The following is a 16162-nucleotide window of genomic DNA, read 5'->3' on the forward strand; positions in this document are numbered from 1 at the left end:
CCCCAGCCCGTCCGACCTGCACGGACCGGTCCGTCCGGTCGGCCCAGCGCCTTGTCACCGACCGTGCGGGAGCAGGCACTCCCTCACTTGTTCGGGTGAAGAACGCCGGGAAGTGCAGCGTTTCAGCGGGTGGCGGCGATGCACCCAGTAACGCCGCCCGCACGAGAGGGCGGCCCGGGCGCCCAGGGGGCGAGATGACCAGCGACACCGTTCAGCAAGACATGTTCACCGTGCTGCACGGCCAGCCGGCACCGGTCGTGACCCGGTGGAGCTACAGCGCGGCGGACCCGTTCGCCGTCTCGCTGTCGGTTCGCACCAGGCACGACCGGTGGGTGGAGTGGCTCGTCGGGCGCGAGCTCGTGGTCGAGGGGCTGTCCGGCCCGGTGGGCGAGGGCGATGTGCGCATGCGCCCGTGCTCGGTCCAGGGCTACGACATCGTCGAGATCGAGATCTGCTCGCACGACGGCCGCGCCGTGCTCGAGGTCGACCGCGACCTCCTGCGCCACTTCGTCGACACCACGCTCGACGTCGTCGCTCTCGGTGACGAGACGGGCCGCATCGACCTCGACGAGGAGATCGCCCGCATCACCAGCAGCTGCGCCGAGTAACGCCTCCTACCGGCGCCAGGCCTCGGGGCCTGCGTCGTCGCGGCCCGATGCGCCTGCGGCCGCACCCCGGGCGTCCGGCGACTCGTCGATCGACTCGGCGGAGTCCGCGAACCCACGGCGCGCGGGATCCGCGTCGAACGGATCGCGCGGGAACGAGGGGTCCGGACCGCGACCGGTGAGGTCGCCGCCCGCCGGATCGCCACCGTCCGGCGCCGCCGGACCGCGGGTGTCCTCGCTCCCCTCGGCCACCGGCGCACCCGTCATCCCGGGGTCGAACGCCTGCCCCTCGGCCCGCACGTCGCGGGCGGCCTCCGACCGTGCCCGGTCCGCGCGGGGATCACCACCGACGACCGCGTCCAGCTCGGGGTCGTCCAGAGCCGGCGACCCGGCGACCGAGGGCTCCGTCTCCACCGGCGCACCCGGATCGTCGACCACGTGCACGGCCGCCTCTTCAGCGCCGGCACCACCTCCGTCGACCCCCACGTCCACGCCGTCCATCGCATCCGGGGTCTCCAGCGCGGCGCCTTCGCCCTCGACGGCGATCCGGCCGCTGCGGTCCTCGTCCAGGGCCTGGTCCCCCCGCTCCCGGCGCAACCGCTCGTCGAGCGAGTCGCCCTCCCGCATGCCGCGCGCGGTCACCCCGTCCTCCTCCGCGGCGTAGGGCCGGTCGGGGGGCGAGTACCCGGCGTCGAGGCCGTCCCGGTCCCCGGGCGGCGCCGCGAGGTGCTCGTCGCTCTCCAGCTGCACGGATGCCCCGAGGTCGGGCGCCTCGGGCTGCTCCTCGTAATCGCGCTGCGCCATGCGGCGTGCACCTCCACATCCGACTGCGATCAGCCGTTCGCCGATCACACGTTCGATCTGCGATCGGGCATCGGTTACCCGGGGCCTCGGCGTGCCACACCCGGCCGCGACACGTCCGGGTGGTCCGGTGTGTTCTGATCGGCGTCCGTCGGCGAGCCGTGCAGGAGGGCCCATGAGCGAGCCCGCGAGCGAATCAATGTCACAGCCCCTTCGCGAAGCGTCGACCGAGCGCAGCGAGGGAGCGCGATGCGAGCCGAAGCGGGCGACGCGTCCGCGGGACGCGGCGGCCACCCGTCGCGCGTTGCTCGACGCGGGCCGCGCGCTCTTCGCCACGGCCGGTTACGACGCCACCACGGTGCGCGCCATCGCGCAGCGCGCCGGGGTCAACCAGGCACTGCTGTTCCGCTACTTCGGCAGCAAGGAGGGGTTGTTCGGCGAGGCGGTGCTCGGCGACGCGGTGCAGCTGCTCGCCGGCGGATCGCGCGAGGACCTGCTGGAACGGACGCTGTCGGCGATCCTCGCCGAGGACGATCGGGGCGGCGAGGTCCTGATGGCGGTCCTGCGGGCCACGGGCAGCGCGCAGGTCGCCGCGGAGGTGCGGGAACGGCTCGGCGCCGCCTACACCGACGCGTTCGCGGCGCAGACCGCCACCGACGATCCGACCGATGCGGCGGTGCGCGCCGAGCTGCTGGTGGCCTGGTTGCTCGGTATCGCCGTGCTGTACCGGGGGCTGCAGGCCCGGCCGGCACCGGACGCCGCCACCGTGGCCGCGCACGTCCAGCGCGCGGCGAGGGCGTTGCTCTCCGGCTGAGCGATGCCCGCCGACACGCCTGACGCGAGTCAGCGCATAGCTGTCAGGGCATAGCTGTCAGGGCATCGATGTCAGCGCGGGGAGCGGGATTCGGCGCGTCTCCACCCGGACGCCGCCGCGGGCGCGCCCGCCGACGTCGCGGGCCAGACGCAGGCAGGTCTCCACCCAGAGGTTCAGCTGGATCTCCTTCGCCAGCCGCAGGCGGGTGTAGAGCAGGTTGGACAGCCGGTCCCCGGAACGCGCCCAGGACTCGATCTCGAACACCAGCTCGCCGTCCTCGGCGCGGCAGCGGAACTCGATCTGCCCGGCCTCCAGGTGCCCGCGCAGCGTCGCGAGCCGGAACGACGCCGGGCCGGTGTCGATCACCCGCACCGGCCCGTCCCACGGTCCCGGCATCCGGATCAGGAACTCGTCGCCGACGCGCAGCTCGCCGTCGAGGCCGCGGACCTTCTCGAACACGGCCACCTCCGACGGGGCGCCGCAGTTGGGATCGCCCGAGAAGCGGCCGATGACCTGCGCGGGCGACAGCGTCGCGCCGACCACCCGCACGGCGTAGCGGCGCCGCAGCAGCGGGCCGACACCGTCCTCGACGCGTTGGACGTCACCGTCGAGGACGGCCTGCGGTACGGGGCCGGGCCGGTCGGCGGGCGCGCCGTCCGCCTCGCTCCGGTGGATCGCGGTGACGCGCCACAGGTAGCGCCAGCTCACCCGGGCCAGGCCCAGCGGCCACCGCAGGACGATTCCGACCCGGTGCACGGGGCTGCCCGGACGAGGACGACGGCGTATCGGCACGAGTGCCGGGGTACCCGTCTTGCATGATCTCCAACGGAGCGCTGCTCCGGCGCGCCGCGCACGTCTTCCGCGCCGCGTCGCTCGCGTCCATCGGGCTCTGCATCAGCCTGTGGGTGCGCGCCAAGACCGTCGACCAGAGCGAACGGGGCAACGCGGAGCGGCGCGCCCTGTTCGTGGGGCTGTGGCCGCCGATGCTGTGGCTGATGGGCGACACCGTCGACCACCGCGCCGACCACACCCACGACAGGTGAGGCCGGCCCCGCTCGCCGATGCCGTCGCCGCGCTGCGCGACCGACCCGTGAACTACGACGAGGACCAGGCGCCGCCTGCCGTCCTCACCGGCTGGCACCGCGACCACTGCGCACTCGAGCTGGGCCACGAGGCACCCGGAGAACCCGAGCCGGACGGACTCGTCGCCACCGCCGAGGCGCTGGTCAACAGCTACGAGTTCAGCGACCCCGCCATCCTGCGGGCGGCCTTCCACGCCCCCGGCGACCTCGTGGGCCGCGACATGCTGCTCGAGGGCCGGTTCCTGGTGCTGCGCTTCCTGCTCGGGGTGCGCATCACCGCGGCGCACGACGACCGCCGCGAGGGCCCGAACGGCCCGGAGCAGGTGATCGGCTGGTCGTACCAGACGCTGCAGGGCCACCTCGAGCAGGGCCGGCTGACCTACGAGGTGGCGAAGGAGTTGCAGACGGGCCGGGTGGAGTTCCGGATCGACGCCTACTCCCGCCGCGCTCCGATCGCGAACCCGCTGCTGCGGCTGGGATTCACCGTGTTCGGGCGGCACACCCAGCTGCGGTTCTACCGTCGCGCGCTGGCCCGCTTGCGGCGGCTGCTGCAGGATCCCCCGCGCCCGCCACAGCCGGGGCCGGACGGGCTCGTCCGCGCCCCGAGCGGGGTGGAGGCGGGCCGCTTCGAGGCGTTCACACTGAGGTTCGCCCACCCCGGACGCTGACCCGTCAGGCGGGCGGCGGGTAGCCCTGCTGGGCCAGCAACCTCGCCAGGTGGGCGGCGTTCGTCGCGAGCTTCTGCATCGTCGAGGCGACGGCCGAGGGCGTCTCGTCGAGGTCCTTGTAGTCGGTGGTGGTCATCGCCTCGCCGTTCCAGTAGACGCCGCCGTTCGCCGGGATCGTGAAGCCGGTGTCGTTGAGGCCCTGCATCAGCCCGGCGGTGATGCCGTGGGCCCCGTCCTCGTTGCCCACCACGACCGTGACGGCCACCTTCCCGAAGGTCTCCGGCCTCCCCTCGTCATCGGTCTCGGAGAGCTCGGCGTCCAGCCGCTCCATCACGCGCTGGGCCACGCTGCTGCGCTGGCCCAGCCACGTCGGCGTCGCGATCACGAGGATGTCGGCGGCGAGCATCTCCTGCCGGATGCCCGGCCACGCGTCGCCCGCACCCATGTCCATCTCGACGCCGGGCATCACGTCCAGGTCCACGACGCGGATGCTCCGGCCGGTCACCCCGTGCTTGCCGAGCGCCTCGAGGACCTGGTCGGTCATGATCTCGGTGCTCGACTCGCCGGGCGAGGGGGTCAGCGTGCAGTTGAGGGCCAGCGCGGTCAGCGGTGCGGCGGTGGTCATGGTCGGCCGGTTACCCGCGGGTTTGTCGAGTACGCGTGCGGACACCCCGCGCACATGTGGCCCTTCGACGACATCGACCGGCTGGAACGGTGTTCGGCGCTCGATCGGGCGGCGGCACCCGTGCGCCGCGTCCTGAACGGATCGCTGGGCGAGCGGCGGCAGCTGAAGGACGCCCTGCACGGCGTCTGGCTCGGGCACCCGTTGCACCCGGTGCCGGTGCAGGTGACGCTGGGGTCGCTGCTGTCGGCGTCCCTCGTCGACCTGGTCGGAGGACGGCGCAGCGTGTCGAGCGGGCTGATCGGTACCGGCCTGCTGCTCACCCCGCCGACCGTGGCGGCTGGCGCCCGCTCGGCCGGCTGGCCGACCTGCCCGACGGCGACCCCGTTCGGCGCGACGCGGGCGGGGTGCCGGTGTTCGTTCTGCGCCGGGGCGAGCGGGTCACCGTGCTCGCCGACAGCGGCCCGCACCTGTCCGCCCCGCTCTCGGAGGGCGAGCTGACCGGCGACGACGGGGACGCGCGCATCGTCTGCCCGTGGCACGGCAGCGAGTTCTCGCTCACCGACGGCTGCGTGGGGCACGGTCCCGCCACGGCCGCCGTGCCGCTGTTCGCCGCGCGGGTGGTCGACGGCGGGGTGCGGGCCCGGATCGTGCAGAGCGCCGGGGCGCCCACGCTCTGAACCGGGGCGGTCAGCGCGTTGCGCGGAACCGGATGGCCCGGGGGACCGTGTCGACGGCGGCGTCGGCGAAGCCGGCCGAACGCAGGCGCCCGGACAGACTCCCCGGGTCGACGACCACCATCGTGTCGGCCACGTGCAGCAGGCGGAAGAACAAGCCCGCACGGCTGTCGGAGCCCGCGAAGACCCCGCCGGGGCGCAGGACGCGGGCCGCCTGCGCGAACAGGCGGTCCTGCTGCAGCGCCGACGGCACGTGGTGCAACATCGTGAAGCAGACGACCGCGTCGAACGACCCGTCGGGGAACGGGAGGTCGGCCCCGTCGCCGGTGCGCACGTCGGCCCGGTCCCCGAGACGCTCGCGCAGCGCCGCGGCCAGCACCGGGTCCACCTCCACCGCGGTCACGCGCCCACCCTGCTCGAGCAGCCATCCGGTGGCGACGCCGTAGCCGGGGCCGATCTCGAGCACGTCGGCGTGCAGCGGTACCCCGCGGCACGCCCACGGCAGGATCTGGGAGCGCATGCGGGCAGCCCAGGAGTCGGACCGGCAGATGCGGCGGTGCAGCAGGTTCATCGGCACTCCGCGACGCTAAGGGGGAACCGCGGCCGTCCGGAACCGAGTACGCTGCCGTCCCGTGTCGCGTTCCGGCCATCCGCCCGGGTTGGTCGATCCGCCGCTGGGGGCTGTGCTCGTCGCCCGGTTCACCCTCGCCCGGGGCCGCCGCTTCCCCGAGCACGTCCACCCCACCCATCAGCTCGCATGGCCCGAACGCGGGGTGCTGTCGATCTCCGTGGGCGATACCACGTGGGTGCTCCCGCCGACGCGCGCGCTGTGGATCCCGGCCGGCGTCCCGCACATCACGGGTGCCTCCGTCGCCGCTGCGATGCACGGCCTGTACCTGCGCCCCGACCGCGTTCCGGCGCCGTGGAGCGGCCCGACGGTGCTCGCCGTCGGACCGCTGCTCGCCGCCCTGATCCCGCACCTGGGCCGTACCGATCTGGGCGACGCCGAACGCACCCGCGCCGAAGCGGTGCTGCTCGACCAGCTCACCCCCGCCCCGGTGGCGTCCGTGGAGCTCACCCTGCCCACCGACGAACGCGCCGCCCGCGTGGCCGACGCCCTGCTCGCCGACCCCGCCGACACCCGCGGCGCCGCCGCGCTGGCACGGCTCGCCGGCACCAGCCCGCGGACGTTGCACCGGCTCTTCCAGGACTCCACGGGCTGCGGGCCGGCCGAATGGCGCATGCGGGCCCGGATCCGCGCCTCGCTGGCACTGCTCGCCGCCGGCACCCCGGTGGCAGTGGTGGCCGGACGCGTCGGCTACCGCACCCCCAGCGCGTTCGTCGCCGCGTTCCGCAAGGTGCTGGGCACGACCCCGGCCCAGGTCTTCGGCGCCCACGGGCCGCGGGCGGGCGACACGGTCTGATGCAGCGCTAACGCTCGATCGGCACCCGGATCGAACGGCCGTCGGGCGCGAGCCGGCCGCTGCAGCGCGCATCCTCGATCATGGACGTCCAGCGCTGCGGCCAGTCCGGGGCGGTCGGGCTCATGACCGCCAGCGAGCGGAGCACGGCCACGTCCAGGAGGACGGCGTCCGCGTCCGCCGGCTCGCCGGTACCGGTCGTCTCCAGGGCGGTACGGACGCCGGCGGCGTCGAGGTCGGTGCGCAGGCGCACCCCGGCGAGGTCGTCGGGGTCCTGCACGACGGCGCCCTGCGCCGTCAGTCGCACGATCACCCGATCGATCCTGCCTGATCGGGGCGGCGACGACGCGCGCGGGCGGTGGGCCGCGCACCGCCACCGGCATGATCGCCGCCCGGTCGGGGCACTCCTGCCCCATGACGGACCGATCGCACGGCATCGCCCCGGACGAGCTCGCCGACGACGACCTGCGCCGCGAGGTGGCCCACCTGCACGAGACCCGCCACGACACGCTCCTCGGGGGCAGCGAGTCGGCGCTGACTGCGCACACGGAGCGGATGCTGGCGCTCGAGCGGGAGTTCCTGCGCCGCTTCCCGGAGGACAGCGCGCCGGACCCGCAGCGCACCCGGGCCGGCAGCCGCGAGGAGGCCGGCCAGCCGGTACCCGGCCGCGACCTGGGCGGCTCGCCCTACTGAGCCCGGCCTCGGTTCGCCGGCTACGACGCCAGGGCCTCCGCCGCGGCGGGGCTCCAGCGCCGCCCGTGCCAGGTGCGGAACGGGCCCGGGCGGTTCGTGATGACGCCGTCGACCCCCGCGCCGCCCGCGGCTCCCCACTCGTCGGGCTCGTCGAGCGTCCACGGGAACACGCTGTAGCCGGCCCCGCGCAGCCGGGCCGCGAGGCCGGGCACCTGGTTGGGCAGATTCCCGATCGGGTTGCAGCCGGCCACCCCGAGGGCGCGCAGCCGCTCCAGCAACAGGTCGGGGTCTTCGCGGCGGAGCACGAGCAGAGCCCGGGGCAGGTCGGGGGCGGCGTCGCGGGCCGCGGCCACCGTCTCCGGCTCGAACCCCTGCAGGATCGTGCGCCCGGCCAGGCCGTGGCGCCGGATCGCGCCGACCGGCCCGGCGAGCTGCGCGGCCGTCCAGCTGCCCTTCAGCTCGATGAGCCAGCCGACGTCCGGGTGCGCCGTGCCCCACTCGGCGACGGCGCCGAACATCGGCACCCGAGCGGCGGCGAACTCGGGTCCGAACCAGCTGCCGGCGTCGGCCGCACCGAGCTCGGCCGACGTGAGCGCCGACACCGGTGCGTCGATCCCGGTGGTGCGCAACGCGGAGGCGTCGTGGATGACCGCGGCCTCGCCGTCGGCGGTGCACCGCAGATCGATCTCGATGAGGTCGCTGCCCGCGGCGACCGCCGCCGCGAACGCCTCGAGCGTGTTCTCCGGGGCGGTCGTCGAGTCGCCGCGGTGCGCGATGGTGCGGATCCGGCCGGGCTGCGGGCGGAGAGCTTCGGGGAGCAGGTCGCTCGGCTGCGTACTCCCACTGCGCGGGCTAGAGATAGCGGGCAACGTTCTGCTCGTACGAGGTGGTGATCTCCGCCGCGGCCGCGGAGAGGGCGGTGGCCGGGTTCTCGTTCTGGAGCATGATCCTTTCCAGGGCCGTCGTGAGGTACTGGTCGCCCGAGGGGACGAAGGCGCGCGCCCAATCCTGCACGCGCGTGGTCGCGAGCTGATCGACGGCCGTCCGGAACTGCGGTTGCGCGGCGTAGACCGCGGTCATCTCCGGGCTGTCGGCCGCCGAGGTGCGGACCGGCATGTAGCCGGTGCCCGCCGAGAAGTTCGCCGTCTGCTCGGGCTCGGTGAGGAACTTGAGGAACATCCCCGCGGCGAGCTGCTGCTCGGGCGTGCGGTCCGACGCGATCGCGATCCCGGTGCCCCCGGTCGGGCAGCCGGCGCCCGCCGGGCCCTCCGGCAGGAATCCGGTGCCGACCTCGAACTGCGACTGCTCGAGGATCGCGGTCAGGGAGCCGGTGGAGGCCATCGTGCACGCGGTCACGCCCGCCGAGAAGTCGGCGACGTAGCCGTCCGTGCCGCCGGTGGACACGGCCGCGAGCTTCTGGTCGTTGACCATGGCGCGCAGGTACTCCGCCGCGTCCAAGGTCTCCGGCCGGTCGAGCGTGACCGTCCACTCGTCGGAGTAGGCGCCGCCACGGCCCCACATGATGTTGCAGAACCACCAGGCGTTCCACGAGGTGCCGCCGCCCAGACCCAGGGGCGGGCGGCCGACCACCCCCGCGAGGGCGGGCGCCCACTGCTCGAACTCGTCCCAGTTCTGCGGGGCGCGGTCGGGCAGTCCGGCGCGCTGCCAGACGTCGCGGTTGTAGTAGAAGAGCGGCGTGGAGCGCGCGTATGGCAGCGCCCAGTGCTGCCCGTTGAACGCGTAGTCGTCGTAGAGCGTGCGGTTGTAGTCGGCGGTGTCGATCTGCAGGTGCTGCGCCAGCCCCTCGAGCGGGAGGATCTGGCCGTTGATCATGTAGCGGAACCACCAGACGTCGCTGGCGCCCACCAGGTCCGGGACGTTGTCCGTGCCGCCGGCCGCCTGGAAGCGCTGGGCGACCTCGTCGTAGTTCGCGCCTGCGGTGACGAGGCTGACGGTGATGTCCGGGTTCTGCTCCTGGAAGCGGCGGATGTACTCCTGCTCCAGCGGCATGGACGTGCCCGGGTGGTTGCTCCACCAGGTGATCTGCGAGGCCGGCTGCACACCGGACCAGTCGACGTCGCTCTGCGCGGCGCCGCCGTCGCCGCTCAGGCTCGGCCCCCCGCAGGCGGCCAGCGCGGCCGAGCCACCCAGCAGGGCCCCCAGCCGCAACAGTCCGCGCCGGGAGAGATCGGGAGTACTCATCGAAGGCCTTTCGAGGATTCAGCCGGTGACGGCGCCGGCGACCAGCCCGGCGACGATCCGGCGCTGGAGGAGGAAGAAGACGGCGAGGACGGGCACGGTGACGAGCACGGTGCCGGCCATGAGCACGCCCCAGTCGGTGAGGCCGTCGCTGTTCATCAGCAGCGTGAGCCCGACGGGGAGCGTCATCATCTCCGGCCGGTCGATCACCAGCAGCGGCCAGAGGTAGTCGTTCCACTCGGTGACGATCGAGACGAGCCCGACGGCGGCGATGGTGGGCCCGGACAGCGGCACCACGAACCGCCACAGCCGGCGCCAGTGCCCGGCCCCGTCCAACTCGGCGGCCTCGAGGATCGAGCGCGGCAGGGTGAGGAAGTGCTGTCGGAACAGGAAGGTGCCGAACGCACTGGCCAGCCCGGGGAGGATGAGGCCCTGGTAGGTGTTGAGCCAGCCGAGGTCGGCGATCATCACGTAGTTCGGGATGAGCACGATCTGCTGCGGCACCAGCAGCGCGCACACGACGAGCCAGAAGAAGAACCGCCGGAACGGGATGTCGAGGAACACGAGCGCGTAGGCCGTCATCATCCCGAGCAGCAGTTTCAGCCCCGCGCCCAGCACCGTGGTGATCGCGCTGTTGACGAAGAACCGGCCGAACGGCACGGTCTGCGTGGCCGTGCCGTAGTTCGTGGGCGCGAACGAGTCGGGCAGCCACTGGATCGGCAGGCGGTAGATCTCGTCGAGTCCCTTGAAGCTGGCCAGCACCATCCAGACCAGCGGAAGCACCATCACCGCCACCGCGAGCGCCAGCGAGAGGTAGGCGCCGACGGCGGGCCGGGGTGCGCGGGGTGGAGCAGGCGCGGGCGCGGGCGCGATCACGAGTAGTGCACCTTCTTCTCCACGAACCGCAACTGGACCACGGTGATGACGAAGAGCACCACGAAAAGGATCGTCGCGATCGCCGACGAGTATCCGGCACGACCGTTCGCGAATCCCTCGAGGTAGATCTGGTACATCATCGTGGTCGTTCCCTCGAGGGGCCCGCCGTTCGTCATCGCCCGGATGATGTCGAACGACTGCAAGGACGTCAGCAGTGTGGTGATGCTGAGAAAGAACGTGGTGGGGCCGAGCAGCGGGAGCACCACGGAGAAGAAGGTCCGGGTGCCGGAAGCGCCGTCGAGGGTGGCCGCTTCGAGTAGATCCCGGGGCACCGCCTGCAATCCGGCGAGGTAGATGATCGCGACATATCCCACGTTCTTCCAGAGGTACACGATGATGACCATCGCGAGCGCCCATTCCGGGTCCGTGTACCAGTCCGGCGACGCGATCCCGACCACCCTCAGCAGAGCCGACAGCACACCGAAGTTCGGGTCGAACACGAACAACCACAGCAGCCCGATGGCGACGCCGGACAGGACGTACGGGGCCACGACGACCGTGCGGGCCGCGCCGCCCAGGCGCAGCTTGCGGTTGAGCAGCAGGGCCAGCAGCAGCCCGATCACCATGCCGCCACCCACGGTGGCCAGCGTGAAGATCGCGGTGATCACGAGCGTGCGAGGGGTGCCCGGATCGGAGAACCAGGCGGCGTAGTTGTCGAGGCCGATCGGGATCGCCGTGGCCGAGCCGAGGTTCCACTGCAGCGTGGAGTAGAAGAAGGACTGCATCAACGGGCGGTAGGTGAACACCACCAGCAATGCGATGTTGGGCCCGGCGAGAACGGCGAAGAGCAGCCAGTTCCGCAGGCGGCTGCGAGTGCGGTGGCGACGTCCGGGGCGGGACTGCGGCGGCCTGCGCGAGCCGGCGGCCCGGATCCGCGCAGCCGGCGACGTGGTGGCAGTGGCCATGTGACGGGGAGGTCCTTCGTTGTCGGTGCAGCGCTCACCCTAAGCCGACGACACCACCCGATCGAGAGCCGCACAACAGATGTCCGATGTCTCCGAAATGATGTCAGGTGACGTTCACCGCCCGTTTCCCTGATTCCTGGGCAGTTCATCCGGATGCCATTCGGAAGGACCCTGGAGACCTGGGTCACCCAGGGTCTACAGCGCTGCGCTCACCCGCGCCGCCGCGGCCACCGCCGCGGCCCCCAGGTCCACGGCCCGCTCGGCGTCGAACCGTTGCTGCGGCGCGGATACGGCCAGCGCGCCGACCGGTCGGCCCGCCGCGTCGACGACTGCCGCCGCGACGGCACCGACACCGGAACGCCAGCTCTGGTCGGCGATCGCGTAGCCCCGCTCGCGCACCGCGCGCAGCTCGTCGGCCAGGGCGTCGTGATCGGTGATCGTCTGGTCCGAGAAGCGCTCCAGGCCGTCGCCGACCAGAGCACGCGCTTCGGCCTCGGGCAGTCGGGACAGCACCGCCCGCCCGCTGCAACTGGCGTGCAGCGGCACCCGCGTCCCCAGCCGCACCCACGTGCGCACCGGCTCGGGGCTGTCCAGCCGGTCGATCACGACGAGCGCCGGGTCGGCATCAGAGGCCGGGGAGTGCCCCGCGCCGAACCCGATGAGGTGGATCGTCTCCCGGGTCCGGTCGCGCAGGTCCTGCATGACGGCGTGCGCGGCCTCGCGCAGCCCGTGCTCGGCCGAGCCGCGCAACCCGACGGCGAGGGCGCGCCCGGTGAGCGTCCAGCGCTGCGGACCCCCGGGCGGGGAGCTGATCCAGCCGGCCTCGCGCAGGCTCACCAGGCACCGCTGCACCGAGCTCTTCGGCACGCCGGTGGCCCGCGCGATCGCCGAGACCCCCACGGGCTGCAGTTCCGACACCGCCTCGAGCACGCACAGGGCGGTCCGGACGACACGCATGCCCGGTTCGGCGGCAGGACTCATCAGAGGTCTCCTCTTGACAGTCGCGGACGGTTCCCCGATGGTGGCACGGTCCCGGACCGCAGCGCGGAACATGTGCCGGGAGACAGCACGAATGGAGGAGCGGGGATGCTCGTCGGCCGGACACTCCTGTTCGTGCCCGGTGACCGGCCCGAGCGGATCGGCAAGGCGATCGCCACCGACGCCGACGCGGTGGCCGTCGACCTCGAGGACGCCGTCGCCCCGGAGGCCAAGTCCCGGGCGCGCGAGGCCGTCCCCGCGGCGGTCGCCGCCGCCGACCCGCAGGACGGACTCCTCCTGCGCGTCAACGCTCTCGACACCCCCTACTTCGCCGACGACCTGGCCACCGTCGCCGTGCTGCTCCCCCGCCTCGCCGGGGTGCTGCTGCCGAAGGTGGAGGACGCCCGCGCCGTCGAGCGCCTGGACGAGCTGCTCACCGGACTGGAGGCGGCCGCGGGCAGGCCCGTCGGCATCACGGCCGTGCTGCCGATCGTCGAGACCGCCCGCGGTGTGCTGGCCGCGCCCGCCGTCGCCGCGGCGGGTCCGCGGGTCGCAACGCTGCTGTTCGGCACCCTCGACCTGGCCTCGGACCTCGGTGTCACCCCCACCGTCGAGGGCCGGGAGCTGCTGCACGCGCGTTCGCAGGTGGTGCTCGCGACGGCCGCGGCCGGACTGCCCGGCCCGCTCGACGGCCCGCACGCCGCCCTCGACGACACCGACGGTCTGGTCCGCGCGAGCGTGCTGGCCCGCGAGCTCGGCTTCACCGGGAAGGTCGTGCTGCACCCGCGCCAGCTCGCGCCGGTGCAGGAGGCGTTCGCCCCGACGGCGGCGGAGCTCGCCCGCGCCCGCGAGATCGTCGCAGCGGCGCGGGAGGCCGGGTCCGGTGCGTTCCGGCTGCCCGACGGCACGTTCGTGGACGCCCCGGTGCTGCGCCGGGCCACCTCGCTGCTGGGAGTGCCGGCATGACGGGGCTCCCGCTGGACGGCGTCACGGTCGTCGGCCTGGAGCAGGCCGTGGCGGCCCCGTTCGCCACCCGCCAGCTCGCCGACCTCGGCGCCCGCGTCATCAAGATCGAGCGCCCCGACGGCGGCGACTTCGCCCGCGGCTACGACACGGTGGTGGAAGGCCAGTCCAGCGCGTTCGTCTGGCTCAACCGCGGCAAGGAGTCGGTGCAGCTCGACCTCTCCGACCCGGACGAGTTCGAGACGCTGCACCGCCTGCTCGCCCGCGCCGACGTGCTGGTGGCCAACCTGTCCCCCGCCACCCTCGAGCGCCGCGGCCTCACCGCCGCCGCGCTCGCGCCGCGCCACCCGCACCTGATCACGTGCGCGATCAGCGGCTACCCGCCGGGCGGCCCGTCCGCGCAGAAGAAGGCCTACGACGCGCTGGTGCAGGCCGAGGCCGGGCTGATGTCGCTCACCGGCAGCGCCGGCGCACCCTCGAAGGTCGGCATCTCGATCGCCGACATCGCCGCGGGCTGCTACGCCTACAGCGGGGTGCTCGCGGCGCTGCGCCACCGCGACCGCACCGGCGAGGCGCTGCCGGTGGACGTGTCGCTGTTCGGTGCGCTCACCGAGTGGATGGGCTACCCGCTCTACTACACCCGCCACTCCGGGGCGGCGCCCGTGCCGATGGGCACCGCGCACCCCACGATCGCCCCGTACGGGGCAGTGACGGCGGCGGACGGGCGGTCGATCATGATCGCCGTGCAGAACGAGCGCGAGTGGGCGCGCCTGGCCGCCGATGTGCTCGACGAGCCCGCGCTCGCCGGGGACCCGCGGTTCGCGTCCAACTCCCTGCGGGTGGCGAACCGCGCCGCGCTGGACGCCGCGCTCGCCACCGCGTGCGCCCGGCACGCGACCGACGTCCTGACCGCGCGCCTGGACGCGGCCGGCATCGCCTGGAGCCGGCTGACCGAGCTGGCCGACCTGGCCGAGCACCCGGAGCTCGCCTCCGACCGGCGCTGGCTGGACACCCCGACACCGGCGGGCCCGGTGCGCACCCTGCGCCCGCCCGGTACACCCGGCGACCGGGTGGCCACCGCAGGCGCCGTGCCCGCGCTCGGCGCCCACACCGCGGCCGTGCTGGCCGAGCTGGAGAAGGAGACCCCATGACCGTGCACACCGGCTGGCAGGGCCGCTTCTACGAGGACTTCGTGGTCGGCGACGTCTACGAGCACCCGCTCGGTCGCACCGTGACGACCACCGACAACATCTGGTTCACGCTGCTCACGCAGAACACCGCGCCCCTGCACTTCGACCACGAGTACGCCAAGCGCACCGAGTTCGGCAAGCCGCTGGTGAACTCCGCGTTCACGTTGTCGCTGGTCACCGGCCAGACCGTCACCGACGTCTCGCAGAACGTGTTCGCGAACCTTTCCTGGGACGGGATCACGCTGCCCAACCCCGTGTTCGAGGGCGACACCATCCACTCCCGCTCGAGCGTCGAGGCCGTGCGCGAGTCGAAGTCGCGGCCGACACTGGGCCTCGTCACCGTGCGGACCACGGGGTTCAAGCAGACCGGCGAGACCGTCGTCGAGTTCACCCGCACGCTGCTGGTCTACAAGCGCGGGCACGGCCCGCGGGCGGAGGGCGCATGACGGAGCAGGCCGAGCTGCGCAAGGACCTGCGCGGGCTCATCGACCGCATCTGCGCCGACTACCCCGACGCCTACTGGCGCGAGGTGGACGAGGCACGCCGCTACCCGGAGGAGTTCGTCGACGCGCTGACCGGCACCGGGTGCCTCGGCGCGCTCGTGCCCGAGGAGTACGGCGGGCTGGGCCTCGGGCTCGGTGACGCCTCGGTGCTGCTGGAGGGCATCAACGCCAACGGCGGCAACGCCGGGCCCGTGCACGCGCAGCTGTACACGATGGGCTCGGTGCTGCGGCACGGCAGCGACGAGCAGAAGCGCCGCTACCTGCCGAAGATCGCCTCGGGTGAGCTGCGGCTGCAGGCGTTCGGTGTCACCGAGCCGACCGCGGGCACCGACACCACGAGCATCCGCACCACCGCGCGCCGCACGGACGACGGCTATGTCGTCAACGGGCAGAAGGTGTTCATCTCCCGCGTGCAGCACTCCGACCTGATGCTGCTGCTGGCCCGCACCACGCCGCGCGAGGAGGTGGCGCGCAAGTCCGAGGGGCTCTCGCTGTTCCTGCTGGACCTGCGCGAGGTCAAGGGCGTCGAGCTGCGGCCGCTGCGCACGATGGTCAACCACGAGACCAACGAGGTCTTCCTCAACGACGTGCACATCCCGGCCGACGCGCTCATCGGCGAGGAGGGCAAGGGCTTCCGCTACGTGCTCGACGGCATGAACGCCGAGCGCATCCTCATCGCCGCGGAGTGCATCGGTGACGGGCGCTGGTTCGTCGAGCGCGCCAGCCGCTACGCGAGCGAGCGGGAGGTGTTCGGCCGGCCGATCGGGCGCAACCAGGGCGTGCAGTTCCCGATCGCGCGCGCCCACGTGCACGTGGAGTCGGCCGACCTGATGCGGTGGAAGGCCGCCGACCTGTTCGACGCCGGGCAGCCCTGCGGCGCTGAGGCCAACATGGCCAAGCTGCTCGCCGCGGACGCCTCCTGGGAGGCCGCCGACGTGGCGCTGCAGACCCACGGCGGCTACGGCTTCACCGCCGAGTACGACATCGAGCGCAAGTTCCGGGAGACGCGCCTCTACCAGGTGGCGCCGATCTCGACCAACCTCATCCTGTCCTATGTGGGCGAGCACGTGCTGGGAATGCCCCGCTCGTTCTGAGAAACCCCGGA

At 73.2% G+C, this 16162-nt stretch carries 21 protein-coding genes; 11 read left to right on the forward strand and 10 right to left on the reverse strand.

The window, feature by feature from the left end; genetic code table 11:
* The first annotated feature begins 194 nt into the window (after positions 1-194).
* Positions 195-608, forward strand: a complete 414-nt coding sequence (locus CFP66_RS16430; RefSeq protein ID WP_094924964.1) for an SsgA family sporulation/cell division regulator — start codon at positions 195-197, stop codon at positions 606-608.
* Positions 609-614: 6 nt separating this feature from the next.
* Here CFP66_RS16430 and CFP66_RS16435 read toward each other — a convergent pair whose 3' ends face one another.
* The gene (locus CFP66_RS16435) at positions 615-1409 is read right to left on the reverse strand and encodes a DUF5709 domain-containing protein (protein WP_094924967.1); all 795 of its coding nucleotides are present in this window, start codon (positions 1407-1409) and stop codon (positions 615-617) included.
* A 172-nt stretch (positions 1410-1581) separates the two neighbouring features.
* Here CFP66_RS16435 and CFP66_RS16440 point away from each other — a divergent pair, with 172 nt between their 5' ends.
* Positions 1582-2220 (forward strand): TetR/AcrR family transcriptional regulator, encoded by a 639-nt coding sequence (locus CFP66_RS16440; protein ID WP_158228116.1) that lies wholly within the window; start codon positions 1582-1584, stop codon positions 2218-2220.
* A gap of 57 nt (positions 2221-2277) precedes the next feature.
* Here the strand turns inward: CFP66_RS16440 and CFP66_RS16445 are convergent, their stop codons facing one another.
* Entirely contained in the window at positions 2278-2976 is a 699-nt protein-coding gene (locus tag CFP66_RS16445; RefSeq protein ID WP_094924972.1) for a DUF1990 family protein, read from the reverse strand.
* Between the two features lie 59 nt (positions 2977-3035).
* On the opposite strand from CFP66_RS16445, the gene CFP66_RS16450 reads away from it, so the two are divergent.
* Both CFP66_RS16450 and CFP66_RS16455 read left to right on the forward strand, forming a co-directional pair.
* Positions 3036-3263, forward strand: a complete 228-nt coding sequence (locus CFP66_RS16450; RefSeq protein WP_094924974.1) for a hypothetical protein — start codon at positions 3036-3038, stop codon at positions 3261-3263.
* A complete protein-coding gene (locus CFP66_RS16455) occupies positions 3260-3970 on the forward strand; it encodes a DUF1990 family protein (protein ID WP_094924976.1) in 711 nt (236 codons plus the stop codon). The genes CFP66_RS16450 and CFP66_RS16455 overlap by 4 nt, the downstream gene beginning before the upstream one ends.
* A 4-nt stretch (positions 3971-3974) precedes the next feature.
* Here the strand turns inward: CFP66_RS16455 and CFP66_RS16460 are convergent, their stop codons facing one another.
* Entirely contained in the window at positions 3975-4595 is a 621-nt protein-coding gene (locus tag CFP66_RS16460; protein ID WP_094924978.1) for a flavodoxin family protein, read from the reverse strand.
* A gap of 89 nt (positions 4596-4684) precedes the next feature.
* Here CFP66_RS16460 and CFP66_RS16465 point away from each other — a divergent pair, with 89 nt between their 5' ends.
* Positions 4685-5272, forward strand: coding sequence for a Rieske (2Fe-2S) protein (locus tag CFP66_RS16465; protein WP_198961492.1), 588 nt, complete (start codon positions 4685-4687; stop codon positions 5270-5272).
* A gap of 10 nt (positions 5273-5282) precedes the next feature.
* Here the strand turns inward: CFP66_RS16465 and CFP66_RS16470 are convergent, their stop codons facing one another.
* Positions 5283-5840 (reverse strand): bifunctional 2-polyprenyl-6-hydroxyphenol methylase/3-demethylubiquinol 3-O-methyltransferase UbiG, encoded by a 558-nt coding sequence (locus CFP66_RS16470; RefSeq protein WP_094924981.1) that lies wholly within the window; start codon positions 5838-5840, stop codon positions 5283-5285.
* Positions 5841-5901: 61 nt separating this feature from the next.
* Here CFP66_RS16470 and CFP66_RS16475 point away from each other — a divergent pair, with 61 nt between their 5' ends.
* Entirely contained in the window at positions 5902-6693 is a 792-nt protein-coding gene (locus CFP66_RS16475; protein ID WP_094924984.1) for a helix-turn-helix transcriptional regulator, read from the forward strand.
* 7 nt (positions 6694-6700) lie between these two features.
* On the opposite strand, the gene CFP66_RS16480 is transcribed toward CFP66_RS16475, so the two are convergent.
* Positions 6701-7003: a hypothetical protein gene (locus CFP66_RS16480; RefSeq protein ID WP_094924987.1), complete on the reverse strand. Its 303-nt coding sequence runs from the start codon at positions 7001-7003 to the stop codon at positions 6701-6703.
* A 101-nt stretch (positions 7004-7104) separates the two neighbouring features.
* Between CFP66_RS16480 and CFP66_RS16485 the strand changes: the two genes are divergently transcribed.
* Positions 7105-7383: a DUF6158 family protein gene (locus CFP66_RS16485; RefSeq protein WP_094925517.1), complete on the forward strand. Its 279-nt coding sequence runs from the start codon at positions 7105-7107 to the stop codon at positions 7381-7383.
* Positions 7384-7403: 20 nt separating this feature from the next.
* Here the strand turns inward: CFP66_RS16485 and CFP66_RS16490 are convergent, their stop codons facing one another.
* From CFP66_RS16490 to CFP66_RS16510, 5 genes are all read right to left on the reverse strand, one after another.
* Entirely contained in the window at positions 7404-8252 is an 849-nt protein-coding gene (locus tag CFP66_RS16490; protein WP_094924990.1) for a glycerophosphodiester phosphodiesterase family protein, read from the reverse strand.
* Positions 8236-9585: an ABC transporter substrate-binding protein gene (locus CFP66_RS16495; protein WP_094924993.1), complete on the reverse strand. Its 1350-nt coding sequence runs from the start codon at positions 9583-9585 to the stop codon at positions 8236-8238. Before CFP66_RS16495 ends, CFP66_RS16490 begins: the two co-directional genes overlap by 17 nt.
* 18 nt (positions 9586-9603) lie before the next feature.
* The gene (locus tag CFP66_RS16500) at positions 9604-10458 is read right to left on the reverse strand and encodes a carbohydrate ABC transporter permease (protein WP_198961494.1); all 855 of its coding nucleotides are present in this window, start codon (positions 10456-10458) and stop codon (positions 9604-9606) included.
* The gene (locus tag CFP66_RS16505; protein ID WP_094924996.1) at positions 10455-11423 is read right to left on the reverse strand and encodes a carbohydrate ABC transporter permease; all 969 of its coding nucleotides are present in this window, start codon (positions 11421-11423) and stop codon (positions 10455-10457) included. The genes CFP66_RS16500 and CFP66_RS16505 overlap by 4 nt, the downstream gene beginning before the upstream one ends.
* Before the next feature lie 195 nt (positions 11424-11618).
* Entirely contained in the window at positions 11619-12404 is a 786-nt protein-coding gene (locus tag CFP66_RS16510) for an IclR family transcriptional regulator (RefSeq protein ID WP_198961495.1), read from the reverse strand.
* Positions 12405-12509: 105 nt separating this feature from the next.
* Between CFP66_RS16510 and CFP66_RS16515 the strand changes: the two genes are divergently transcribed.
* From CFP66_RS16515 to CFP66_RS16530, 4 genes are read left to right on the forward strand one after another with little or no spacing between them, the layout of a single operon-like run.
* Complete coding sequence (locus CFP66_RS16515; RefSeq protein WP_094925000.1) at positions 12510-13367, forward strand: CoA ester lyase; 858 nt, start codon at positions 12510-12512, stop codon at positions 13365-13367.
* Positions 13364-14515, forward strand: coding sequence for a CaiB/BaiF CoA-transferase family protein (locus tag CFP66_RS16520; RefSeq protein WP_094925003.1), 1152 nt, complete (start codon positions 13364-13366; stop codon positions 14513-14515). The genes CFP66_RS16515 and CFP66_RS16520 overlap by 4 nt, the downstream gene beginning before the upstream one ends.
* Complete coding sequence (locus CFP66_RS16525; RefSeq protein WP_094925006.1) at positions 14512-15000, forward strand: MaoC family dehydratase; 489 nt, start codon at positions 14512-14514, stop codon at positions 14998-15000. Before CFP66_RS16520 ends, CFP66_RS16525 begins: the two co-directional genes overlap by 4 nt.
* A complete protein-coding gene (locus CFP66_RS16530; RefSeq protein WP_094925008.1) occupies positions 14997-16151 on the forward strand; it encodes an acyl-CoA dehydrogenase family protein in 1155 nt (384 codons plus the stop codon). Before CFP66_RS16525 ends, CFP66_RS16530 begins: the two co-directional genes overlap by 4 nt.
* Positions 16152-16162 lie beyond the last annotated feature (11 nt).

Source organism: Pseudonocardia sp. MH-G8 (assembly GCF_002262885.1).
GTDB lineage: Bacteria > Actinomycetota > Actinomycetes > Mycobacteriales > Pseudonocardiaceae > Pseudonocardia.